Origin of the sequence: Saccharothrix sp. BKS2, assembly GCF_047689505.1 — a bacterium.
GTDB classification, from domain to species: Bacteria; Actinomycetota; Actinomycetes; order Mycobacteriales; family Pseudonocardiaceae; genus Actinosynnema; species Actinosynnema lopnurensis.
In genome coordinates this window covers 123,074-146,386 of the sequence record NZ_JAUQOL010000007.1, presented here as the reverse complement: position 1 = coordinate 146,386, position 23,313 = coordinate 123,074, and the positions used below count along the sequence as shown (strand labels likewise).

Annotated in this window: 17 protein-coding genes and 2 CRISPR repeat arrays; of the genes, 4 read left to right on the top strand and 13 right to left on the bottom strand. The window is 68.4% G+C overall.

Translation table 11 applies throughout. The features are described from left to right. Positions 1-4: 4 nt before the first annotated feature. The 4 genes from Q5530_RS16730 to Q5530_RS16715 form a co-directional block, all read right to left on the bottom strand. Complete coding sequence (locus Q5530_RS16730) at positions 5-3,787, bottom strand: hypothetical protein (RefSeq protein WP_415363235.1); 3,783 nt, start codon at positions 3,785-3,787, stop codon at positions 5-7. Between the two features lie 21 nt (positions 3,788-3,808). Continuing rightward, the gene (locus Q5530_RS16725; protein WP_415363233.1) at positions 3,809-5,116 is read right to left on the bottom strand and encodes a hypothetical protein; all 1,308 of its coding nucleotides are present in this window, start codon (positions 5,114-5,116) and stop codon (positions 3,809-3,811) included. Positions 5,117-5,268: 152 nt separating this feature from the next. Next, entirely contained in the window at positions 5,269-6,312 is a 1,044-nt protein-coding gene (locus Q5530_RS16720) for a polyprenyl synthetase family protein (RefSeq protein ID WP_415363232.1), read from the bottom strand. Then, a complete protein-coding gene (locus Q5530_RS16715) occupies positions 6,302-7,156 on the bottom strand; it encodes a hypothetical protein (RefSeq protein ID WP_415363230.1) in 855 nt (284 codons plus the stop codon). The genes Q5530_RS16720 and Q5530_RS16715 overlap by 11 nt, the downstream gene beginning before the upstream one ends. A gap of 749 nt (positions 7,157-7,905) precedes the next feature. Between Q5530_RS16715 and Q5530_RS16710 the strand changes: the two genes are divergently transcribed. The 3 genes from Q5530_RS16710 (at position 7,906) to Q5530_RS16700 (ending at position 10,528) form a co-directional block, all read left to right on the top strand. Next, positions 7,906-8,712 carry a transposase family protein gene (locus tag Q5530_RS16710; RefSeq protein WP_415363229.1) on the top strand — a complete coding sequence of 269 codons (807 nt, stop codon included), beginning with the start codon at positions 7,906-7,908 and terminating at the stop codon, positions 8,710-8,712. A gap of 393 nt (positions 8,713-9,105) precedes the next feature. Then, complete coding sequence (locus tag Q5530_RS16705) at positions 9,106-10,203, top strand: integrase core domain-containing protein (RefSeq protein ID WP_415363228.1); 1,098 nt, start codon at positions 9,106-9,108, stop codon at positions 10,201-10,203. A gap of 58 nt (positions 10,204-10,261) precedes the next feature. Continuing rightward, positions 10,262-10,528, top strand: a complete 267-nt coding sequence (locus Q5530_RS16700) for a hypothetical protein (RefSeq protein WP_415363226.1) — start codon at positions 10,262-10,264, stop codon at positions 10,526-10,528. A 33-nt stretch (positions 10,529-10,561) separates the two neighbouring features. Further along, positions 10,562-10,882: a CRISPR direct-repeat array (repeat unit 33 nt; unit sequence CTGGCGCTGCCAGTCCCGGAGGGCTGGCGCTGC). A 148-nt stretch (positions 10,883-11,030) separates the two neighbouring features. On the opposite strand, the gene cas2 is transcribed toward Q5530_RS16700, so the two are convergent. Genes cas2 through cas3 form a run of 7 tightly spaced genes read right to left on the bottom strand, consistent with a single transcriptional unit; the run spans position 11,031 to position 18,526 of the window. Continuing rightward, positions 11,031-11,321, bottom strand: coding sequence for a CRISPR-associated endonuclease Cas2 (gene cas2, locus Q5530_RS16695; protein ID WP_415363225.1), 291 nt, complete (start codon positions 11,319-11,321; stop codon positions 11,031-11,033). Then, positions 11,321-12,337, bottom strand: coding sequence for a type I-C CRISPR-associated endonuclease Cas1c (gene cas1c, locus Q5530_RS16690; protein ID WP_415363223.1), 1,017 nt, complete (start codon positions 12,335-12,337; stop codon positions 11,321-11,323). Before cas1c ends, cas2 begins: the two co-directional genes overlap by 1 nt. Beyond that, positions 12,330-12,968 carry a CRISPR-associated protein Cas4 gene (gene cas4 / locus Q5530_RS16685; RefSeq protein ID WP_415363222.1) on the bottom strand — a complete coding sequence of 213 codons (639 nt, stop codon included), beginning with the start codon at positions 12,966-12,968 and terminating at the stop codon, positions 12,330-12,332. Before cas4 ends, cas1c begins: the two co-directional genes overlap by 8 nt. Positions 12,969-12,979: 11 nt before the next feature. Continuing rightward, entirely contained in the window at positions 12,980-13,897 is a 918-nt protein-coding gene (cas7c, locus tag Q5530_RS16680; RefSeq protein WP_415363220.1) for a type I-C CRISPR-associated protein Cas7/Csd2, read from the bottom strand. Then, on the bottom strand, positions 13,894-15,717 hold the full coding sequence (cas8c, locus tag Q5530_RS16675) for a type I-C CRISPR-associated protein Cas8c/Csd1 (protein WP_415363218.1): 1,824 nt from the start codon (positions 15,715-15,717) through the stop codon (positions 13,894-13,896). Before cas8c ends, cas7c begins: the two co-directional genes overlap by 4 nt. Continuing rightward, the gene (gene cas5c, locus Q5530_RS16670) at positions 15,717-16,382 is read right to left on the bottom strand and encodes a type I-C CRISPR-associated protein Cas5c (protein ID WP_415363217.1); all 666 of its coding nucleotides are present in this window, start codon (positions 16,380-16,382) and stop codon (positions 15,717-15,719) included. The genes cas8c and cas5c overlap by 1 nt, the downstream gene beginning before the upstream one ends. After that, on the bottom strand, positions 16,376-18,526 hold the full coding sequence (gene cas3 / locus Q5530_RS16665) for a CRISPR-associated helicase Cas3' (protein WP_415363216.1): 2,151 nt from the start codon (positions 18,524-18,526) through the stop codon (positions 16,376-16,378). The genes cas5c and cas3 overlap by 7 nt, the downstream gene beginning before the upstream one ends. A 981-nt stretch (positions 18,527-19,507) precedes the next feature. On the opposite strand from cas3, the gene Q5530_RS16660 reads away from it, so the two are divergent. Beyond that, positions 19,508-19,678 (top strand): hypothetical protein, encoded by a 171-nt coding sequence (locus tag Q5530_RS16660; protein WP_415363214.1) that lies wholly within the window; start codon positions 19,508-19,510, stop codon positions 19,676-19,678. Positions 19,679-20,339: 661 nt separating this feature from the next. After that, a CRISPR array of direct repeats spans positions 20,340-21,243; the repeat unit is 37 nt; unit sequence GTTGCGATCCTCGCTGGCCCTGAGGGGCCAGCGCTGC. Between the two features lie 414 nt (positions 21,244-21,657). Here the strand turns inward: Q5530_RS16660 and Q5530_RS16655 are convergent. After that, positions 21,658-22,311, bottom strand: a complete 654-nt coding sequence (locus tag Q5530_RS16655) for a hypothetical protein (protein WP_415363213.1) — start codon at positions 22,309-22,311, stop codon at positions 21,658-21,660. Positions 22,312-22,540: 229 nt separating this feature from the next. Then, positions 22,541-23,296: a hypothetical protein gene (locus Q5530_RS16650; protein ID WP_415363211.1), complete on the bottom strand. Its 756-nt coding sequence runs from the start codon at positions 23,294-23,296 to the stop codon at positions 22,541-22,543. Positions 23,297-23,313: the final 17 nt, after the last annotated feature.

Below are 23,313 nucleotides of genomic sequence, written 5' to 3'. Positions count from 1 at the left end.
CTCCTCACCGGCCTGGGTCCTGTTGGTTCATGATCACCTGGGTGCTGGCCACGGCACAGGAGCTGCCCGCCTCGCGCAGGATCGCGATCACCTTGTCGTAGCTCGCGTCGAAGACCTCCATCAGCGCCGCGACCATCTCGTCGTACCCGTGCTCGGCGAGCCCGACGAGCTTGCGGGCGGTGGAGAGCAGGTCCTGGCCGAAGACCCGCGAGAGGATCTCGGCGACGGCCAGTGCGGACTGCCCGGTCCACAGCAGGCCGGCGGCCAGCGCGGCGAGCCAGAGGTCCACCTCGGCGAGCAGGTCGGCGAAGAACAGCTCCGCGTTGGCCAGCAGCCACTGCCGGACCCGTTCCCACAGCACCGCCAAGGGGCCATCGCGGGTGTCGAGGTCGAATCCCGGCTCGAGGAGGACCACGCCGCCCCAGTTGACGCGCAACATGACGGACAGCGACGCCGCGCTCGTGCTGACCTTGCAGGAGGCGGTCAATTCGGCGTTCGGGCCGTGGACGGTCACCGGTGGGATGACCTGCAGGCCGGCGACGGTCACCCCGTCCGGGAAGTACAGTTCGAAGTCGAAGTTGCCGCTGAAGCCGCCGTCGAACCCCGCGCTGCCGCTGTAGGACGCGGTCACCTGCGCGCGGAAGAGGTCGGTCAGTTCGGTGTGGAAGTTCACCTCAAAGCCGGCGTCGGTGACCGAACCGGAGAAGGACTCCTCCAAGCCGAGCAGCCATACCCGGCCGGAGGCGGCGAAATAGGTCTTGTCCTGGGCGCCCGGGGTGAGGATCGTGTACGGGTTGATGCCCGTTGCCGCCCACCGGCTCCCCTCCGGCAGGGGGTACCACGCCAGTGCCCGCTGATGCGCGAGCCGGCTGGCCGCGGGCCGGGCGAACGGACCGATGCCGCTGGTGTCCACCTTGATGCACGGGCCGGTCTTCCCGTCGGCACCGGAGATTTCCAACAGGCGGGGTACGCTGATCGGCAGGTTGATCGAGCCGTCCGCGACGATCCCCGTCCGGTAGCCGACCACGAGGCGCAGCTTCAGCTCCCACTGCTGGAAGATGATGTCGGCGTCGACGCCGATGCCCTGCGGGTAGTGGTAGGTGCCCAGTGGTGCCCATCCCGCCGGGTCCGCCACCAGGTAGAAGGACAGGGTGCGGAAGGAGAGCCGGTCGAGCAGGGGGACCGAGCCGAGGTCGAGGGAGGTGAACTGCTCGACCAGGTCGGTGACCTTGAGCGGCCTCGGCCCGCCGGCCTTGAGGGCGAAGACGAAACCAACCGGTTCGGCGAAGTCGACCAGTGCGCCGCCGAGGGTGAACGTGAATTGCTCCGGCGCTGCGCCGATCCGGAACGAGCCGAGCAGACCGACGGTCACGCCGATCTCGGACAGACCGACGTGGAGGGCGAACGCCTCGACCGTGAGGTTGTTGATCCCGAAGGGTTCCGCCCAGTCGGTGACCGCGATCGTGAAATCCGCCTTGGGGGGTTGCAGGGTGATGGCCCCGGTTCCGGAAAGGGTGATCTTCTCGCCGTGCACCGCCAGCACCGCGCCCGCGGAGAGGCTGAACTCGCCGGAGCCAGGTTTGATCCTGACCTCCAGGCCGGTGAACGTGACCGCCCCGGTGCCCGCGTCGATCGGCAGCCTGGCCGTGATGTCGGACTTCGCCGGTGACGTGGGATCGATGTGGGCGTAGAGGTTCAGTTCGACCGTCCGGTCGAACAGTGCGGTCAGCAGGCTGAACGTCGGGCCGGCCAGGCCGAGCGAGGCGAAGAACGTCACACCGGGTTCGATCCTGCTCGGCACGTAGGGCATGGACAGCCCGTCAAGGGCGAACTCGGTGTCGCGCAACGAGGACAGGATCAGTCCCGCGTCATTCACCTCCACCTGCTCGAATACGCCCTTGAGGCCGCTCCACACCGAGTCGGGGGTCCAGGTGGGCTTGAGCACAAGCCCGACGACGAAACCGGTTTTCACGGCGGCGACGGATGCCGCAGTGCGCCCGGTGTCCCCGCGGCGCACCTCGAAGAACAGCTGCGCGGTGCCGATGGCGGTAACGTCGATCGCGGTGGCGAGTCGGAGTTCGAAGGTCGTCGTGCCGGTCAGCCGTTGCGCCCGTTGCCCTCCCTTGGCCAGGCGCAGCGCCACGGTCGAGTCGTTCAGGGTGATCTCCGGCAGGCCGGTCGCGCCCGGGACTCCGCCGCCGGTCAGCGCGGTGGCCAGCCGGGTGAGGTCGATGCTGGGGAACGTACCCGTCATCGCGAAGGAGGAGGTGGGCAGAGTCCAGTCGACTGCGAACCGGGCGATCTCGGTGCCCGCGTTGTCCAGCAGCGTCGCGTCGGCGATGAGTTCCCCGCGGAAACCGCTCCTGGCTGCCGCGCCGTCGTAGCCGAGCGACAGGGTGGCGTCGTCGAGCCGGAACCGGGCCACGCCGATCGGTATCCGCCAGTCGCTGGTCACCGCCAGGCGGAAGGCGTACCGACTGGTGCGCAGCTCGGCGATGACGTACAGCTCGTTGAGCGTGATGTCGGGGAACCAGGGCACACCGGGCAGGAAAGTCTCAACCAGGCGTTTCAGGGGTACGGGGGTGTCGGTGCGGAGACTGCCGCGGAAGACCAGCTCCGGGAACACCGCGGCCACGTCCACGACGATGCCCTGCAGGAACGTGAACGACCCCGCCAGGTAGGCAGTGATCTCGCGTGCGCCAACGGGGTCGTCGACCGTGAACGTCGCGGTGATGTCCGGGATGTCGATGTATCCCGGCACGACGGTCAGCGGTTTCGCGGTGCCCAGGGTCAGCGAGACCGCCCGCAGCGCGGCCGGTACGGTCGCCACCGCGACCGCCAGTTCGCGGAGCGTGACCACGTCGGGCAGGTCGAAGTACGGCGTGAGGTGGTCGCCGATCGGTGTGTCGTTCAGCAGGTCCCTGAAATTATCCACCTTGTACCGGCCGAACGAGGTCAGGTCGGCCCGCAACAGCAACACCGTGCCGAGCGCGTCGAAGCGCAGGACGATCGGGATCGTCGCGCTCTGCCCGACCGGCACCGAGGCGGCTAGTTGGAGATAGGTGTCGACCTCGGCGGGCGGTTCCAGTCGCGGGTGCGTGGTGCCGGGATCGGTGGAGACCGCCGAGAAGGTCGCCGCGAGTCGCAGGTGGCCGAAGGGCAGTGGTTCGGCGGGGGCGCAGACGAGCGTGAGGTGGGGTGCCCCGGCGGGGCCGGTGATGACGCCGTTGGGGGTGAGCAGGCGCAGGTTCGTCAGTGGCGCCAGCGGTCGCAGCACACCCTCTCGCCGTACCTCGGTGGCGCTGAGATTGAGCACCGGCCTCAGTTCGGGGCGCTCCGCCGTGGCCGCGCGGGTGATCGAGGTCCAGCGGAAGACCGGGGTGTCGAACACCAGCTTCGGCAACGCGGAGGGCCGCGATCGCCATACCGGGAAGGACACGCCGAGATTCCATCCGCCGGGTGGCGTGGTCTGTCTCGGGTCGAGCGGTGCCAGCGCGACGAGCAGACCGGGGCCGCCGTCGTCGGCCAGGTCGACGCTGATGTCGACCACTGCGGCGGTGAACCCCAGTAGCGGGCCGAGCGAGCCGGAGAACACCACCGCGTCGCCGACGATGGCCGGCGCGGTTGCGTCGGCCAGTGCCCACTTCCCGTTCCGCAATGGGAAATGGGCGCGAATCACGTTTTCCACGGTGCTTCCTAGCGCGTCCGGCGGCATCGTGAAGGTGGCCCCGTCGAGGTAGCTGCGAAGCTGCTTGGCGAGGCTTACGAGGTCGGATTCGTCGGCCATGAGCACTCCTCGGGTGTCCGCTCAGGACTGGATCTTCCTCAGCGCGGCGTTCAAGGCATCCTGGAAGAAGTCCCTGGTGTCCTTCGAGTTCGCCCCGGCCGCGATTTTGCTCTTGAGCACGTCCTGCAACGCCCCGGTTCCGACCAGGACGTCCGAGACGGTGTCGTAGAGGGAAGGGGCCGGCCAGCCGTTCCTGTCGGACAGTTCGATGTCCGACTTCCCGATCGACACGCGTACCTCCTTGACGCGGACCCCGAGGACGCCGGAGTTCCGCTCCAGCCCGATCGTGAGGCCGAACATCGCCTCCCTGCCGGTATCGGTGAACGACCCGGCGACGCCGACCCCCTCGGCGGAGGTCGCGTCCTGCCGCCGGGCCCTGGCCAGGTAGGCCGCGTTGATCCGCGTGAGGTCCAGGGGCCACGGCCGCACGTAGCGGACGACCTCGCCGGTCTCGAGGTCGAAGACCGGGATGCCGGCGCCCCGGTAGAGACGTTTCGCGCCCGCTGCCGTCGACACGTACCGCATCACCTCGGCCGCGGTCCTCTCGCCCGGATTGTTCTTCCGGTACTGCTCGACCCGCTCGCTGAAGTGCGTCGCCGCGTTCATCAGCTCGGCGAACTCGTTGTCGCGGGGGGCGAGCTTCAGCCCGAGGCGCTCCATCATGTACTGGACGGCTTGCAGGAACCTGATGCTCGTGTTGAAACCACCGTTGTACTCCTCGTCCTTGCCCATGGTGGGTGCGGGTGATTTCGGGTTCTTCTTGGTCTGGTCCTCTCGCCACCACCGGGTGGCGGCGGTCACCCGGTCCGCGGTCTGCCTCTGCTGCTTGAGTCTCGTCCGGTACTGCGAGGATTTGGGGTTATCATCGCGGGTGACCTTCTGGATGGTGTCCTCGTGCAAGTGGTAGGCGCCCACCGCGGTTCGGCCGTTGTGGCTATCGTCCAGCGGCACGCTTCGGTACCACTGGGCCAGCGCGAGCTTTTCCTGCTCGGTGGTCGCCTCCCGTGGGGACGACGGTCCGCCGGCGGCGATGACGTCGCCCGTGACCGCGAGGGCGGACCCGGGAGCACCGCCGACGTCGACCGTGTAGCCGCCCGCGAAGACGAGCTTCGCGAATTTGAGGTCGATGTCGACCACGGTTTCGTCCGGTCGCGTGTCGTCGCAGATCGCGCGGGACGCTCCGAGGTCGAGCGTGTCGAACCCCCGCAGCGTGCAGTCGGTCATAGTGATGCCCACGTACGAGCCCTCCCATTCCAGCAGCGCCTGCCGCGGGAGGTCGGGGACGGGGATCACGGACAGGCTGGGGACGTGGATGTCCCACCCGGGCACGTCCAGGCCGTGCCCGATGACATCGGGCAGGTGGTACCGCCCGGATGCCGGGTCCGTGACGTAGGCCCACAACTGGCCGATCAGGTGGCGGTCCGGCCTCATGGGCGTCCCTCCTCGGGTGTGCTCGGGAAACGTGCGATGGTCTTCGGCGATCAGCAGCCGTGCACTCCGTGGGAGTCGAGGAAGCCCTGGTCCACCACGTGACGTGCCAGGCGGTGCAGCGCCTCGCGGTGGACACCGGGCTCGATCAGGCTCAGCTCGGTGCACGCCTTGGCGACGACCGCCCTGGCGTCGGCGTACGCCCTGCCCCATCCCTCGCCGTAGCGGAGCAGGAGCACGCCTTCGTCCAGCTCCGCGTCGGTGAGTGCCCCTCCCCCGGCGAGTCGCCACAGGAAGTGGTCACGGGGCAGGTGCTCCAGCTCGTAGAGCAGCGGGAGCGACAGCCTGCCCTGGCGCAGGTCGGCGAAGGCCACCTTGCCCGCCGCCGGCGTCGGTCGGACCACGTCGAGGACGTCGTCCATGACCTGGAACGCGCGTCCCAGCCAGAACCCAAACCGGCGCAGGCAGCCCACCGCGGCGGGCAGTCCGCCCCCGAGCCGGGCGCCGCTCTCGCAGGCAAAGGTGATGAGCTGCCCGGTCTTGCGGTCGACGGTGCGGTAGTAGCGCCGGACGAAGTCCGTGCCCTCGCCGCGCGGCTTGAGCATCTCGTCGAGCTGGCCGCGGCAGGTCTGCTCGGCCGCGGCGAGGAAGCGGTGCAGCAACTCGATGTCCTCAGGGGTGCGCATCCCCGCCGCGGCGACCCGGGCGGATTGCGCCCAGTGCAGGTCGCCGAGAACCAGGGCGAGGTCGTAGCCCCGGGACGTGCCCAGCGTGGGCAGGCCTCGCCGTAGGGGAGCCCGGTCCACGATGTCGTCGTGGATGAGCGAGCCGACGTGCACCAACTCCAGCGACACTGCCGCGATGACAGCCTTGTCCGGTAGCCGCACCACGGGGTCGCGCCGGACGGCGTGCGCGCTGAGCAACAGCAACAGCGGACGCAGGCGCTTGCCCTGCCGGTAGAACGCCAGGTCGGTGTCGTCCAGGTAGTCCGACTGCTGCTCGATGAGTTCGGCCAGCCGCTCCTCCACTGCGGCTAAGTCCGCCGCGACCAGCTCCGCCGCGGCGGGATAGGGCGAGGCCGCCTGGTCAGCCCACACGGGCCACATCCGAATTGGTCAGCTCCTCGAGCTTGTTGTTGATCAACCTCTGGAGGTCGCCGCGCACGTCGGGCTGATTGAGGAAACCGTTGATGCCCTTCTTGAAGGCCCCGTTGGCGACCCCCTCGTTCACCGCGATCCGCGCCATGTTCTGGAACACCGGAAGCAATCCCTCGACGTGCAGATCGATCGTCGTGTCCTCCGGCAGGAATTCGGCGTCGAGGTCCTTGACGGTCACCGTGAGCGGTCCCGTATCGGGCACGTTCACCCGGATTCCCGCGGTGATGACGAGGTCGTGCACGGCACCGGTCCAGGTGCCGCGTGCGTCCGATGTCCACTGTCCCTTGTCCGGATCACAGTCCCGAGTCATGAAGCTTTTCGGCGTACAGCACCCGACCCGGAAGCGGAAGTTCGGCGTGTCCGGGTCGATCGGGTCGACCCGGAACTTCTCGTTCCCGGTCCCGACCGAGACCACGACGGTGAACTCCGGGGCGGTGTCGTTGAAGGACAACGACACCGGCGCCATCACGCCGAGGTTGGTGATCCTGAGGTTCTGGACGCTCAGCCCCGGCTCCGTGGTGGACACCGGGGGAAGGACGGGATCGTCGGAGGAACAGGCGCTGTCCACGTCGTCCAGGGACATGCCATGGATGGGTATGAAGGGTGTCGACTCCCGGTAGGTCGTCGGATCGTACGAGGGCAGCCGCCACGCCGGGTACCCGTTGCGGATGATCTTGGGCAGATAGGTGCTCTCGCCCGGGTCGAAGAGCTTCTGCCACAGGATCTCCAGTATCTTCCTGGTGAACGGACCGAGTGGCTGCTCGTCGTTCTCCCGTTCGTCCATGTCGCACCTCCCTAGTGGCGGCACAGGGACCGGTGAGTCGTGGATACCATTGGAACAGGGCGGTTCGGAGCGGAACAACCACGGACACCTGATAGGGGCCACCCCTCCTACCGAGGGCTGGAACGCGCGGATGCGGCCGGACGGCTTAAGATCCGCGCCTCGTCGGATACGTCACGTGACGGTTTCACTTCGGGTGGGCGCGTCCGGGCGACGGTGCGCTGACCCGATGGGGCCAATCCGAGGTACCGCCCTCAAGTCCTTCCTGGACGGTCACACCGACCGTCCGGGGGATCCGGCGGGCCTCGTGTCGACGGAGCGGGTGGTGTGCTCGAAGCCGGCTCAACTCTGCCGGAACCTCGGTCGCTGCCGTGCCCGGCTGGTGGCCCGCCGGGAAGACCGGCGCGGGACGTCCGGCTTGTCGAGGTGGTCCCGGCAGGCCGGTGGTGGTCGCGTGGGTGCGCTTCGGCGGAATCGTGGCAGGGCAAGACAGCACGACGAGGCTCCCGGTTGGGGCATCGGATCTTGGTCGACGCTGTCTTACCGGGAGCCTCACCCACCGCGCTCCGACTGCTCAGCCCGCGCCGGAACCTGCGACGTCACGATGAAAACGGCTCACTGAGGTTTTCTCAGCGAAATGAGCGGAGGTCTGGCCGTAGTCCTGCGGTGGAGGGCTCTGACCTGCGGAAGGACGTGAGCCCCTGGTAGGAACAGATCTGCCGAGATCACGTTCCGTCAACCAGAGGCTCACGATGGTCACCCATTCTGCCACGCTCGACGTTCCCCGCCACCTGGTGGAGTTCCTGGCCCGCCTGCTCGCCGCCCACCGTCGGACGATCAGTACTCCGTCCGGCAGTCGCGCGCTGGGGCCGTTCCGCCAGGCAGTGCTGGTGCTGCGCTGGTTCCGCGACCGCGGCCGGGTCCACCGCCTGGTCCACGACGCCGGAATCTCGCAGGCCACCGGCTACCGCTACCTGCACGAAGGCATCGACGTCCTCGCCGACCGGGCACCCGAGCTGCACGACGTGCTCGAACGACGACACGACGAGGGCATGCCCCACGTCGTGCTGGACGGCACCCTCGTGGCCTGCGACCGCGTGGCCGGCGTGACCGAGAACGGCAACGACCTGTGGTACTCGGGCAAAGGCCGCCGCTTCGGCGGAAACATCCAGTTCGTCTCGGCCCCGGACGGCACCCCGTTGTGGGTGTCCGATGTGGAGCCCGGATCATTCCACGACCCGCGCGTGGCCCGCGCCCATGCGTTGCCCGCGTTGTACAAGGCCGCCCGCGACGGGCTGCCGGCCCTGGCCGACGAGGGCTACACCGGCGCCGGAGCGGGCGTACACACCCCGATCCGGCCCCACCCCGACATCGCCAGCCCGCTGCACGTCGACAACCGCGCCCACAACAGGCTGCTACGCAGTATCCGCGTCCGCGGTGAACGAGCCGCCGCCGAACTCATACAACGCTGGCACGCACTCCAGTACGTCACCCTCAGCCCCAGCCGCATCGGCGCCATCGCCCAAGCCGCCCTCGTCCTCAACAACGCCTGGCGCTGACTTTCGCTGAGAAAACCTCACTGAGCATCTCACTGGCGGGCGCTGGCGATCAGCGCGGGTGTGCTGGTCGCTGTGATACCGCTGGTGGTGCTGGGTGTGAGGGCGGCGCGGACTCGATGGAGTCCCGAGGGCAAGGACGATTTGGTCCGAGAAGCCCAGCCCAGGTTCGACGGGCTCCGCTACGTGGAGACCACGACTCTCACCCGCGCACTCACCGCGAAGCCGCCCGCCGTGGCCGAGTTCGGCGGTTCACACGCACGGTCGCGGGCGGTGTGCCTGCCGATAACTACATCCATGCAGGTTGAAGCCGTGTACAGCTTGCAGGGCCGAAGTACTTTTGGGCGCGGCCGCAGGTCCACCGCGCCGTCCGCCAACACGGCATAATGACCGGCTGTGCTGCTCCGACTGGCCTACCTCGGCGTGACCAACGCCTTCGCGCTACTGCACCTACTGCGCATGAGCAACCGGGACAAGGACACGGAAATCCTGGCGCTACGGCACCAGATCATGGTTCTGGAACGCCAACTGGGTAACACCCGTCCGCAGTTCTCCCCCGGCGACCGCGCGTTCCTCGCGGCACTGCTGCACCGACTCCCGGCCGCCACGCTCCATCGACTCCGGCTACCGGTGCGCCCGGAGACGGTACCGCGCTGGCACCGACACCTCCTCGCCCACCGCCACGCAGTCGAGTCCCGCCCCAAACGGCCCGGCCGACCACGAACCGTCCGCTCCATCCGGCTCCTGGTGCTGCGCCTGGCACGGGAGAACCCCACGTGGGGCTACCGTCGCATCCACGGCGAACTCCTCGTGCTCGGCATCAAGGTCGCAGCCTCCACCGTCTGGCAGATCCTCAAAGACGCCGGAATCGACCCGGCACCCGAACGCACCTCGACGACCTGGTCGGCCTTCCTCCGCTCGCAGGCCGACGCGCTCCTGGCCTGCGACTTCTTCGAGACCACCACCCTGAGCGGCACCCGTCTGTACGTGCTCGCGGTGATCGAACACGCCAGCCGCCGAGTCAAGGTCCTGGGCGCCACCGCACACCCCACCGCATCCTGGGTCACCCAAGCCGCCAGAAACCTTGTCATGGACCTCGACGACGCTGGCAGCCCCGTCCGGTTCCTGATCCGCGACCGGGACGGGAAGTTCTCCACCCTGTTCGACGCCGTCCTCGCCGACGCGGAGATCCAGGTCGTTCTCAGCGGAGTCCGCATCCCCCGCATGAACGCGATCATGGAACGCTGGATCCACAGCTGCCGTCGCGAACTCCTCGACCGCACCCTCATCTGGAACCAACGGCACCTACTCCACACGCTGCGCGAGTACGAGCAGTTCTACAACACCCACCGCCCCCACCAAGGCATCGACAACGCCCGACCACTACGCGCCCTACCACCAGCCGTCACCGATCAAGCAGCGGTCGTCCGCCTCGACGTCCGCCGACGGCAACGACTGGGCGGAATCCTCAACGAGTACCATCACGCCGCCTGACCTGCACGGACGACATTTTCGGCAAGCACAGCGTCGAGGAGGCACGCGCGCTCGGGCTGTGGCACCCGTTGCGATCCTCGCCAGTCCCGGAGGGCTGGCGCTGCCCCTGACCGCCGTCGCCCCCGTCGTTGTTGCGGAGGTTGCGATCCTCGCCAGTCCCGGAGGGCTGGCGCTGCTCTACGACCTGTGGTCGATCTTCTTCGACCCGAAGTCGCGATCCTCGCCAGTCCCGGAGGGCTGGCGCTGCATCTGCGGCCCGAAGGCCATCCTCGCCAACGTCGAGTTGCGATTCTCGCCAGTCCCGGAGGGCTGGCGCTGCTGGTGACGTCGGTGACGCTCGTGTTCTCCATGCCAAGGGGCTGGCGCTGCCAGTCCCGGAGGGCTGGCGCTGCATCGGACCTCCCCGACCACGGGCCCGGACCCGTCGGGGCTGGCGCTGCCAGTCCCGGAGGGCTGGCGCTGCCTCGTCGGGCTCCTCCTCCTACATGTGGTGAGAGGGACTGGCGCTGCCAGTCCCGGAGGGCTGGCGCTGCGCCGGTCCCTGCTGCGGAGGGCAGGCCGTGACGTGCCGGGGCTGGCGCTGCCAGTCCCGGAGGGCTGGCGCTGCCCGCACCGGGCGGTCATGACGCCGTCACCGCCGCCGGGGCTGGCGCTGCCAGTCCCGGAGGGCTGGCGCTGCACTGCATGAACAGCGACTGCGTTCTTCGCAGGTAGGCGCAGCTGCGCGCGGTTCCAACTAGTGGGACGACACGCCGTAATGAAGTTCGGAACCTCACGGCGTGTCGGCACACGCTTGGGGTTCCGAAGTGAGGAGTGGCGGCTTCCATCTAGATGATCAGAGGATCATGGTGTGCCGCGTCGACGGCTGCTCCGAGGTGTTTGGCTGTGCCGAAGGTACCCCGGTCGAGGTGGTAGACGCGTACCGAATCGCGGCTGGCGTCGATGGTGGCCTGGAGGCGTGCTTCCAGGTGCAGCCTCTGGGATGGGGTGCAGACGACTTCGAAGACCGATTTCTGAACTCTGTGGCCGATGCCTTCGCAGATTTTGGCGACTTGGCGCAGGCGGCGTTCGCCTTCGGGGGTGGTGGTGTTGACGTCGTAGGTGACGAGCAGTTCCATCAGGTGATCGTCCAGGGTTGGTAGGTGTCGGTTGTTCCGCGCAGGTGGCGGGAGAGCAGGCGTGCCTGGACGAGGGGGATGAGCGCTGCGGGGATATCGCGTCCGAGGTGGGCGTGTGGCCAGGTCCGCTCGCGGGCTTTGCTCCAGTGTTCGAGGAAGGTTTTGCGGCCGTCCTCGGTGAGTTGGACGGCGCCGCCGGGCAGGGTTTCGGTGTGTCGGGCGGTGATCTGTCCGCGGTTGAACAGGGTGAGGACGAGGCGGTCGACCAGTAGTGGTCGCAGTTCTTCCATGAGGTCGAGTGCGAGTGCCGGTTTGCCTGGTCGGATGCCGTGAAGGTAGCCGATGAACGGGTCGAGTCCGACTTGTTCGAGGGCGCCGTGGACGGAGACGCGGAGCATGCCGTAGCCGAAGGAGAGCAGGCAGTTGACGGGGTCGGTGGGTGGTCTGCGGGTTCGGCCCGTGGCCACGCCGGGTGCGAGTTGGTCGAGTGCTTGGAAGTAGGTGCGGGCGGCTTGGCCTTCGATGCCGAGGGTTTGGGACAGGGTGGTGGCTTCGGCGAGTTGGGTGAGGGCTTGGGCGTGGTCCTGGGCTGTGTCGCGCAGGCGTTGCTGTCTGGCCTCGGTGGTGTCCCTGGCGGCGCGGAGCAGGAGTTGCCGGTAGTTGTGCAGCTTGCCCGCGACGAAGCTCTTGGCGAGGCGGAGGCGTGGTTCGGGGTTGTCGTGGATGCGGACTTGGGCGAGTCGGAGGTGGGGGTTGCCGGTGTGGGGTCCACTGGTGCGGGCGAGGAATCGGCCGTTGCGGGTGACCCAGGTGATGGAGCGGCCGTCGGCGGCGCAGCGGTGGAGCAGGTCGTCGGTCAGGGAGACGCCGTTCCAGGCGACGATGTGGTCCAGGCGCACCAGGGGCAGCAGGTGGCGTCCCGGCTTGTCGGGGTGTGCGATGCGCAGGGCGTCGCCGTCGAGGTGCAGGCTGGTGCCCGGCGTGGTGGCGAACAGGGTACGCAGCAGTTCAGTCAAGCCAATCTCCGTCGGAGCGTGGGGTGAACAGGTCGGCGCTCCCGGGTGTGGTGGCGGCTTCGGGTAGGCAGCCGGGCCGCAGTGAGCAGCGGTGGCATCGCCTGTCGTTGACCGGCGGCGGGAGAACACCGTCCTGGAGCAGTGCGCGGACCTCGCGGGCGGTGCGGGCGACCTTGTCGACCAGGGCGTCGTCGACGAGGACCTCGTGGCGGCGCCGGTCCCGCCCGGAGAAGACGACTCCGTGCGGGACCGGCGCCGCGAACATCTCGCGCAGGCAGATGACCTGGGCGGCGACTTGCAGGTCGGCCGGGCCGCCGGGGTGGTAGCGGCCTGATTTGTGTTCGACGGGTGTGGGTCCGTCGTCGGTGAACTGGACGGTGTCGCAGACGCCGTGCACGCCGATCGTGTCGCTCCACACCGGTAACGAGTGCCAGATCTTGTGTCCTCGGCGGTCGTTCCGCGTCCCGGCCTTGTCGACGGCGGCGTGGGCGAGGTCGCCGCGGACGGTGTCGATGTTGGATTCGAAGTAGCCGTCGAGGTGGATCAGCGCCGCCTGCCTGGGGCAGTAGGCGTGGTGCTCCAGTGCGGAGATCGGGATGCTGATCGTGATGTCGGCTGGTCGGTCGTGCACGGCGTCGGGCCTCAGGCGATGAGCTTGGTGAGGGTGACGCCGGTGGGCAGGCCGTTGTCGTCGACGGAGACGACGTAGTCGCCGAACGCGCGGGGCGGGGCGGCGGGCGTGGTGGGCTCGTCGGGTGAGAGCGGCCGGGCGGGCAGGGCGGTGACGCGTTCGGTGAGGCGGTGGGCGGGGGCGGCGCCGAAGGCGTCGGGGTGGGTGAAGACGTAGAGGCCGCGGGGGGTGAGGGTGCCGCGGGTGGCGGAGCGGTCGTGGTCGAACATCATCTCCAGGGTGCGGTAGAGCAGTTCGAGGTCCTTGACGTCCACGCCGGTGCGGGTGCCGCGGGTGGCGGAGTAGTAAAGCTCGACGCGGTAGAGGCCGTAGGGGACGGTCCACTTGCCGCCCATTTCGGTGGTCTCGCCCTTGTCGATGTCCTCCTGCTTGGTCTGGGTGACGCGGGTGATGGCGTGGTCGGCGGGGACGATCGGGTCGATGCTGCGGGCCATGCCGACCTGGAGGGGGCCGCGGACCTGGCCGAGGGCGCCGGTCTTGCCGACCGAGAGCACGGCGCCGAACAGGCGGATGTCGACGTAGCGGTCGCACAGCCAGGCCCGGGCCTGGTCGGCCTGTTCCTGGTTGATCTTGGTCTTGCTGTCGAGCTTGAAGCCGTTGGCCTCGTAGGAGGCTTCCAGGCGCGGGTTGAGGGCGTGTCCGGCCTGCACGAAGACGCCGTAGCGGGGGTCCTCGCCCGCGGCTAGGGCGAGGGTGTCGCGGATCTTGCGCTTGAGGGCGACGTCGGTGACCAGGCCCTGTCCGGTCTCGTCGTCGGTGCGGGGGCGGTTGCCGGCGTCGGGGTCGCCGTTGGGGTTGCCGTCGGTGACGTCGAACAGGAAGACCATGTCGTGACGGACGGTGGGGTCGAGGTGGGGCTGGGTGGTCATGCGGGGATCTCCTGGGCGGCGTCGACAGCGGTGTGGTCGGGGGTGGCCTGGTCCGGGGCGGTCTGGTCGGGGGTGGTGCCGGCGGCGCGTTGTTCGGCGCGGCGGCGCAGGGTGCTGAACCGGTGGGCGCGTTGGTGGTGGTAGCCGAGCAGGAACAGGGCCTGCTGGGCGGGGTTGGCGTGGCTGGGGATTCCGGTGCCGGCGTCGAGCAGGCCGAACAGTTCGTCGAGTTCACGGCGGTGGTTGACGCCGGTGCCGCGGCGGGGGCCGCGGAACTTGCGCAGCCAGGCGTCGGCGAGTTTGCGGCCGGCGATGAGGGCGGAGCGCGGGTTGGTGACCGCTCCGGCGAAGAAGCGGTTGGCGTAGGTGGTGTTGAGCTTGCCTTCGAAGGCGTCGTGCTGGACGGCGTCCAGGGCGGCGAACAGGCGGCCGGCCACGTAGGCGGGTTGGGTGTTGGTCGGGTCGAGTCCGGGCATGGGGTTCTCCGGGGTGTGGGGCGAGCGCATCAGCGCCAGGTGGATCAGTGCGGCGCGCGGGGTGTCCAGGCGCCCGTCGGTGCGGACCCGGTTGATCACGTGGGTCAGCAGGGAGGGCGGCAGGGGGATGTCGCGCATCGCGGCCCGGAGCAGGTCGCGCTGCACGCCGTCGGGGCGGTCGGCGCCCTTGGCGCCGAGGAAGGCGTAGCGCTTCTCGGTGCGCAGCCATCTGCCGGTGACGCGGACGAGGCGTTCCAGGCTCTGGCGTTGGGGTTCGTCGGGGTGCAGGGTGGCCATGTCCAGGTCGGTGAACCACGAGGCGACGTTGTCCTCCATCGTCGTCAGTGGCATCTCCAGCCAGTCGCGGACCATGACGCGGGCGATGTTGCCCCCGACGGTCAGGGCGCAGAACTTGGTCTTCTTGTCGACCTCGCGGGGTCCGCTGCCCGTGCGGATGGAGCGGATGAGGTCGGCCACCTGGTGCGGGTCGGCGTCGAGGATGAGCCTCATGGGGTTGCGTTTGACCGGGTTGGTAACCCACCAGGCCAGTCGGCTGTCCTGGCCGCCGAAGGAGGCGGTGTCGGGTGAGTTCAGGACGCGGACCAGGCCGGCGGAGAGTCCTTCGCCGCAGGTGATGCAGATCGGGGAGCAGGTCAGCTGTGTGGTCAGGTCGTAGCCGAAGACGCGTTCGTTGATGCTGACCAGTGCCGCGTCGTTGGAGGCCCCGGGAACCAGGCGGGCGGGGACTTTCCCGGGCAGGGTGTCCAGCAGCGGGCCGGTCCTGCCGCACACCAGGCACAGCCCTTCGCGTCCGCCGCCTTTGCGGCGGGCGACCTCGGCGGCCCAGAACGACGCGACCGAGGGCGCGCGGTAGGCGGGCGTGCCGTCGACGGTGATCAGGACCCGTTGTTTGGACGCCACGGCCGGGTCCGGTGCCAGGTCCGCCGGCGCACCGGAGGCGTAGAAGGAGGCGACGGCGTGGGCGATCGGGTCATCGCGTCCCTCGGGGCTGTCGGCCCAGCGCCGGGTCAGGTCGACGAACGCCTCGTGGCACTGCCGGACCCGGTGCGGTTTGCTGTCGGCGTCGGCCCAGCCCAGCACGTACTGGACGTCGTCGGCGGCGAGGTGGGGGGCCACGCCGACGGTGCGGACCACCGCGGGCACGGTGTGCTCAGCGCCGCGTGGCCGTCCGGCCGCATCAAGCGCCACCAGCGATTCCAGTCCTTGGCCGGCCAGGGCTCCGTCGGCGGTGAGGCGCAGCTCCAGGTCGAAGCGCAGCGCGCGGTGGAACGGCTTGGCCGACGGGTCCTGGGCGGCGTGGTCGACCAGTCGTTTGACCAGCATCAGGCGGCCCCGGTGGCGGGGATGCCCTGCTCGGGGACCGTGAGCACACCGTCGACCAGTTCCGCGTCGAACCAGGTGAACGAGGGCGGTGTGGTCGAGTGGTCCACCGAGTGCAGCATCAGTCCGAGCTTGTCGGTGATCGGCTGGGCGGGCCGGTGGTCGGGGTCGCCGAAGAAGGCGATGAACTCGCGGACGCCGAGGTAGGGCTGGGAGAAGCAGCTGCCGCGGGTGACGCGGCGGCGGAACTGGTCCCGGTAGGCGGCCTCCGGCTTGTCCGAGGTCTTCTTGGGCACGGCGTGGGCGTGGATGCGGTAGGCGACGTCGCGCAGGCACACGGCGTTGCGCTGCACCCGGTTGGCCACCGTGTTGACGCGGCGACGCCCGGAGGCCGCGTCGGCCAGGGAGGCCAGGTCGGTGGTCTCGTTGCGGCGCTGGGTGAACTGCTTGATCTCCGCCAGCACCTCGATGGCCACCACGTCCCACCGGAACTGCGGCTTCCAGTAGATCGACTCCAGCACCCCGACCGCCGCGGACGGCGTCATCACCGGGTAGGAAACCCGCTCGACCTTCAGCTCCGGGCGCGTGAACAGCGCCGCCTCCCCCCACACCTGCACGACCACCGGCGGCGCGCCCGACGCCGACCTGCGCAGTTCAAGGTTCACCACACCGTGTCCTCTCCGATTACTTCCTCGTCCACCCCGACACGGGCGTCGTAGTCGCCCTGCCACTCCCACAGGTCGCCCTGGCCGGCGATCACCGGCCGGCACAGCGCCCGCACGTGCGGCGCCTCGGCCACCACGCGGGGCAGCGACACCATGTGGCCGCGCAGCTCGCGCAGCACCTGTCCCAAAGCCCCTGTACCGGTGCGCAGCTCGTCGATCATGTCGGCCACCCGCGCCTGCGGGTCGTGGCCGGTGACGATCACCGTCACCGGGTCCTCGTCGATCATCCGGAAGGCCAGCCGGCGGTCGCGCGGCGAACCGACGCCGTCGCGTTCCGGGCCGTGGGCCACGGCCGGGAAATCCAGTTCGGCCCGGTGCCACTGGATCACCCGGCCTCGTTCGGCCTCGTCGAGGTTCAACCCGGTGTAGAGCGAGCGGTAGTACCGGTCCAGCAGCACCGGGTCGTCCGGGTCCCGTCCCGGCCCGAAGATCGACAGGGTCTTGTCCACCCCCGCCCGGTAGAACCGGGGCACCGGAGCGTCGGAGGCGTCGAACACCACCACCCGTCCGAGACCGGGCAGCCGGCCCTCCCGGTTGGCCCGCCCCGCCGCCTGCTGCAAGGACTCCGCCGGGGCCAGGGCACGGAACACCACGGGGAAGTCCACGTCCACCCCGGCCTCGACGAGCTGGGTCGACACGACCAGCACCGGCTTGTCCTCGTCCAGCAGCACGCGGATCCGCTCCAGGGTCGTCTCGCGGTGCCGCGGGCACATCCGCGTCGACAGGTGCACCACCTCGACGTCCGCCCGTTCGGCGACCAGCCGGAACAACCGGCGGGCCTGGCCGACGGTGTTGACGATCGCCAGCGCCTGCCTCTCCCCCGCGATCCGGTCGGCGACCTGTTCCAGGGTCGGCTGCGGATCGATCCGCCACTCGTAGCGCACCCGCTTGAGCCGGGTGAACAGCTCCACCGGGGCCTGCACCAACGGCTTGATGTCCAGCGACTCCCACACCCGCAGGTGTTCGAAGCTGGGCTGGGTGGCCGAGGCCAGCAGCACCGTGGTGTTGAAGTGCGTGGACAGCACCCGCAACGCGTCCAGGATCGGCACCAGCAACGGCATCGGCAGCGCCTGCACCTCGTCCAGCACCAGCACCGCGTTGGACAGGCGGTGCAGCTTGCGTGACCGGGCAGGCTTGTGTCCGAACAGCGAGTCGAACAACTGCACCGTCGTGGTCACCACGAACGGCCTGTCCCAGTTCTCCGCCGCCAGCCGCAGCCGCCGGTCGTCCAGCTCGGCGTTCGAGTGGTGCTCCAGCACCACCTCGTCACCGAGCAGGTCCCGGTAGACGCCCGCGTTCTGCTCGGTGATCGTCGTGAACGGCACCGCCACGATCACCCGTGCCTTGCCGTGCCGGGCGGCGTGGTGCAGCGCGAACCCCGCCGCGGTCATCGTCTTACCGGAGCCTGTGGGTGCCGGAAGCCGGTAGATCCCCGGCTCCCCCAGCGCCAGCCGCACCGCGTCCTCGTACAACGCGGCACGCACGCCATCCACCTCGGACGGAGCGTTGGTCTTGCCGCGCTTGTCCAGGAGAGCCAGACGGCTGGTCTCGAACCGGCGGACCAGCTCGTCCATGTCCGCAGGCGCAGCGACACGCGGACGGGTCAGTCCCTCGGCATGAGCGGCGGTGTCGAGGTGGTCGGCGTCGACCAACGCCGAGAACACCATGCGGATCCCTATCTCGGCCACCAACTCCGACTCCGACCACGCCGACGGCACCAGCTCGGGCCCGGTCGCCAACGCCCTGGCCTCGGGCACCTGGGCGAAGAAGCGCTCCAGCGTGTCGGCGTCCCCGGCCTCCGGAGCCAAGGTATAGAGCGACTGCACCCGACCGAGCCCGCCGTGGTGGCCCAACACCGCCATCGCCGCCGCGAGCGCCCGCTCACGCACCAACAACGCACCGACGCGTTTGTGGTCGATTCCCACCCGCTCGCCCGTCGGCGCGACCCGCACCAACTTGTCCTGCCAATCCACCGCGCACTTGCCGGCGTCATGGACCAGACCCAAACTCCACGCCAACTCACCCGCACCGAACGGAGCCGCAAAAATACGGGCCGACCGCGCCGTCGAACGGACATGCTCGGCCAACCCGTGCCACTGACCTGACACAGGGCTAGGACTATGCGCCCACACTGTGAAAACCTTTCACATCGTCGTCCCCGACGAACGACGCGAGGCTAGAGATGACCACCGACAAAAACCGGAGCCCCGACTCGTTCCACTGCCGAGATCACCCGAATGGAGCAGCACCCGTCGGAGGCGGCCCTCAGGCCGCCTCCGACGGATAGTCATCACTCAAGACCTACGAGCAGACGGACAGAACAAGTTGCGATCCCCACCACCCGACAGGACGGCGCTACGGCAAACCATACAACCAAAGTTCATGTTCTGTCCGAGCTGCCCGTAGTAAGTGAGCACGCCTCAAGGTTGCAGGGGGCTCAACCCCTCCAGTAGCCTCGCCGTCCCGTACCACCACCTGCAACAACGAGTCGACCACCCCACACCGCTAGGAGGCACCCATGCCAAGAACGACCACCTCCCGGCGACGACCGACAGTCGACTCCGACCACCCCACCGGAGAGCCCACGACGAAACCGGGCGCCCGACCCGATGCCTCAGGACCGACACCACCCCATCCACACGGGTGGTTCGGGTACACGATCTCCGACAAGAAGCACACTCGAAACGCCCAGAAGCTGATCCGAACCGTGGTGGCAAGCTCTTTGGCGCTGCTGACCTCAGGCGCCATCGCTGTATATGCAATACTAAAAGACCTCCCATGAAGTGAATCGGCAACGTTCGGGACACCCACGGCAGAAAGCAAGACTCTCACCAGCCGCCAAGGACCGATACGGGTCCCGGATGTGCGTATGGGATCGTCCACACGATCAGCCCTGACGCCTGTAAGCATGTCCCCTACGGCGGACAGCACCACCCACATCCATCACAGCAAGGTCCCTCGAAGGGCGATGATCACGACTTCGCCCGAGCAGAGGCCAGCCCTGCATGATGCTCTACTGGCGTGCACCAGTAGAAGTTACTGCAGTGCTCGCTGGCCCCGGAGGCCCAGTGCTGCGCAAGGTCTGGGTGCGGGTGATCGCGGCCAACAGCAAGTTGCGATCCTCGCTGGCCCCGGAGGGCCAGCGCTGCACCTCGATCGACAATGTGCCGTCGTCGATCACCTTGTTGCGATCCTCGCTGGCCCTGGGGGCCAGCGCTGCGCGAACGCGCGGCGCATGAACGCGTAGTAGTCCGGGTTGCGATCCTCGCTGGCCCTGGGGGGCCAGCGCTGCGCGACAGCGCCCGCGCGAACGGCGGCTGGGTCTCCGAGTTGCGATCCTCGCTGGCCCTGGGGGGCCAGCGCTGCTGTTCCTCGACTCCACCCGCGCCTTCGGCTCCAGGTTGCGATCCTCGCTGGCCCTGGGGGGCCAGCGCTGCGGCCGGTGAGCGGGACCTGCACGACCGGGTGATGTTGCGATCCTCGCTGGCCCTGGGGGGCCAGCGCTGCTCCCCTTCGATCAGTTCCTTGCGCACGGTCCCGTCGTTGCGATCCTCGCTGGCCCTGGGGGCCAGCGCTGCTGCTCGCGGTGCGCGAGTCCGTCGAGTCCCGCGAGTTGCGATCCTCGCTGGCCCTGGGGGGGCCAGCGCTGCGGCTCGCCGCGGCGGTCCAGACCTCGGTCGAGGACGTTGCGATCCTCGCTGGCCCTGGGGGGCCAGCGCTGCTTGTCGCCGTCGGCCAGGCGGCTGCCGCCGGTCACGTTGCGATCCTCGCTGGCCCTGGGGAGCCAGCGCTGCGATTGGGTACTGGTGCTCCAGCTCGGGCGGGGTGGTGTTGCGATCCTCGCTGGCCCTGGGGGCCAGCGCTGCTCGGCCGCCTCCGGGGTGACGGTCATGTGGGCGGAGTTGCGATCCTCGCTGGCCCTGGGGGGCCAGCGCTGCGTAGGTAGTGGTTGCCGTTGGCGAGGAACACCGGGAGGTTGCGATCCTCGCTGGCCCTGAGGGGCCAGCGCTGCTCGGCCCCACGTGCGCCGCGCGTCGCACGCTCCACCAGTTGCGATCCTCGCTGGCCCTGAGGGGCCAGCGCTGCCTGGAGTGGGCGCCGGGCAGTGCGGAGCGCGTGATGTTGCGATCCTCGCTGGCCCTGAGGGGCCAGCGCTGCCGTCCGGGAGGCCCGGTGAGTGCAGCGCGCAAGCGGTTGCGATCCTCGCTGGCCCTGAGGGGCCAGCGCTGCCAAGCGCCGACGAGCCGAGTTGCGCGACCAGCGCGTTGCGATCCTCGCTGGCCCTGAGGGGCCAGCGCTGCTGCGCGTCTTGGTCAGCTGCCGCATCGCGTCCTCGTTGCGATCCTCGCTGGCCCTGAGGGGCCAGCGCTGCGCGACGAGCTCGCCGACTGGCAACCGTCCGGCGTGGTTGCGATCCTCGCTGGCCCTGAGGGGCCAGCGCTGCACGGCCACCGACCACGCGCCGAACGTCTCCACGGGGTTGCGATCCTCGCTGGCCCTGAGGGGCCAGCGCTGCACCTGGAGCACCACGAGCCCGGCCAGATCAGGCACGTTGCGATCCTCGCTGGCCCTGAGGGGCCAGCGCTGCTTTCGACGCAGTCCGGCAGTATCTCTCCGCCGCGTCGTTGCGATCCTCGCTGGCCCTGAGGGGCCAGCGCTGCGTGGTGATCCCGCCCAGCAGCGCCGTACGCACCCGTTGCGATCCTCGCTGGCCCTGAGGGGCCAGCGCTGCTCGCGCACCGCCTGGTCCAAGCCGCCGTAGCCGCTGTTGCGATCCTCGCTGGCCCTGAGGGGCCAGCGCTGCGCTGCTTAACCAGCGCTTTTACAGTTCGACCTCGACTGTATTCAACATTAATCCCATCATATGAGATGACACGCGGCTGCCAAGTTCGGAACCTCCCGGCGTGTCATGACACGCTCCAGGTTCCGAAGCGGCAGTCCATGACCTGACGCTCGGTGAGCTTACGTTCAGTCGTCGGACAGTTCAGCTTCCAGACCATCAAGCTGGCTCTCCACGAACAGCATGCCCACCCGCGTGATCATCGTATCGACGAGAAGCGGCAACCAGGAGACCTAGGCAGCGCCGTGGTGGTGACCGGCTCTCAGTATCCCTGGTCACCGCCGCCGGAGCATCGCGGGCCGTCGCAGTACCCAGCGCTATGTCGGCTTGACTGCGCTCGACACGTCGGCGTCCTCTAACGAGTCGTTGTCGCGGTACTCATGCGGCGCGATCTTCGGAACCGGTGAGTCGCGCCGCTGCGGTAACCGGCTTGCCTGAACGGCACGACCATGGCGAGCAGCCGTCCGGGTCACCCTCCTCGTCGCTCGCGGACTCGGCCGCCATCAGCCGCAGATGCCGCTTTCCCTTCGCAGGCCCGTCGAGGTCGGCCTGGTCGAGCGGAACGCAGGAGCGGTGCAGGAAATATCGCCCGCGCAGCGCTTGACCTTGCCCGGTGGCGTGGGGGTAGCCATGGCGGATGGCACGGTCGAACTCGACCGCCTCAGCCCACCCGTCGGGGTCGTGGTCGCGGATCCAACGCCACCCGGTGTTGCCGTGGAACGGGCAGCCGACACAAGCGCTCTTCACCGTCTGCCCGAAGCCTCGCCCGGCGAGGAACTCCACGCACCGGGTCCGGTCGAAGTCGAGGTCGAGCAGGGGGAAGACGTTGCGCAGGAAGCGCAGTCCGGAGTCCTTGGCGCGGCCGATCTCGTCGGTGCTGATGCCGATGGCCTGCTCGGCGTACACCCCGCAGGGCACGCGGCGCGGGTGTGGGTAGCCGAGGAGTTCACGAGCGGCCCTCTTCAGTGGAATGATCTTGTATTCGCTGGTGCTTATCTGCACTACGACTGGCAAGGCGCTCGGGGGTGTCATTCCGACTTCTCCTGGTGGTCAACGGCTTGCGGCTGAACCGGATCACGAGGTCGACCCGCTCGTGCCGTAGCTAGCGCTGAGGCGTCATCACTCTTGCCTCACAGGCTCGACTCTAGGAACGTGATGCGCTTTGACTCCGCCAATCCAAGCCTCTTGACCTGAACATAGACGCAAAGATGATGTCCGGAATCAAACGACAGAAGACGGCTGCCCGCATAGTTCTATTGCGCTAGTTGCGCATGGACGGGTTCCAAACTTTAGTGAGAAGCAAATAATCAATCATGAAGTATGGGATTGAATACTCATTATCGACGTCTTGACTGATACTATCCAGTTGCCCCTGTTTGCCGGCCTGCCGACGAAGCAGTGCGGATTGAGCACCAAGCCGATTCTCAAGAAAACTATCCGACACGAAAACATGATCACCCCTGCCTCCCTGCGCCTCGATCAGTGAAGATTCTGCAGTCCTTAATTCCACACGGTGACCGTCTCCGTCCTTGGATAGCAGCTCGAAGACAAGAATCGCAGTGGCGCGCAGCAATGACAGAAGATCTTCGTCATGACTGGCGCGATTAGGCGGAACACGAAGCCTTCCCAGGCACCACGCCAGCCTCCGCTCAACCCGCCGATACTGCTGGTGCGTACCCGAATCCAGCGCGGTGGCCGACCCCTCGATGTGACTACGCAGGTCGCCTAGGTGCTGCTCAGCAAGATGCACGAAACTCGAGTATCGCGACAAGTTTGCATTCAGGGCCGCTTTGCTGCTGCGCGAGAAGATCAACCGCATAATGTCAACAAAAGCTTCGCTTGACCGTTCGGCGAGTGCCCGGTAGGCAAAATCCCACTCCCGTCGCTGCCGCCTGCTCATCACTCGTTCAACAATAAGCGCGACGACAGCAACTTCGAAAGACACGCCAGCGAGTTCGGCAAGCAAGTTAGGTGTCATGTCGCCGCCATAGAGGGCCAGGCCGACGGTTGACCACACAGCAGAGGACAGTAGAG

What these genes read in the sequence shown, in the direction of transcription:
- Q5530_RS16730 (WP_415363235.1), bottom strand. Translation starts at nt 3,787, where the DNA reads ATGGCCGACGAATCCGACCTCGTAAGCCTCGCCAAGCAGCTTCGCAGC.
- Q5530_RS16715 (WP_415363230.1), bottom strand. Translation starts at nt 7,156, where the DNA reads ATGGACGAACGGGAGAACGACGAGCAGCCACTCGGTCCGTTCACCAGG.
- Q5530_RS16710 (WP_415363229.1), top strand. Translation starts at nt 7,906, where the DNA reads ATGGTCACCCATTCTGCCACGCTCGACGTTCCCCGCCACCTGGTGGAG.
- cas2 (WP_415363225.1), bottom strand. Translation starts at nt 11,321, where the DNA reads ATGGAACTGCTCGTCACCTACGACGTCAACACCACCACCCCCGAAGGC.
- cas7c (WP_415363220.1), bottom strand. Translation starts at nt 13,897, where the DNA reads ATGACCACCCAGCCCCACCTCGACCCCACCGTCCGTCACGACATGGTC.
- cas8c (WP_415363218.1), bottom strand. Translation starts at nt 15,717, where the DNA reads ATGCTGGTCAAACGACTGGTCGACCACGCCGCCCAGGACCCGTCGGCC.
- Q5530_RS16655 (WP_415363213.1), bottom strand. Translation starts at nt 22,311, where the DNA reads ATGACACCCCCGAGCGCCTTGCCAGTCGTAGTGCAGATAAGCACCAGC.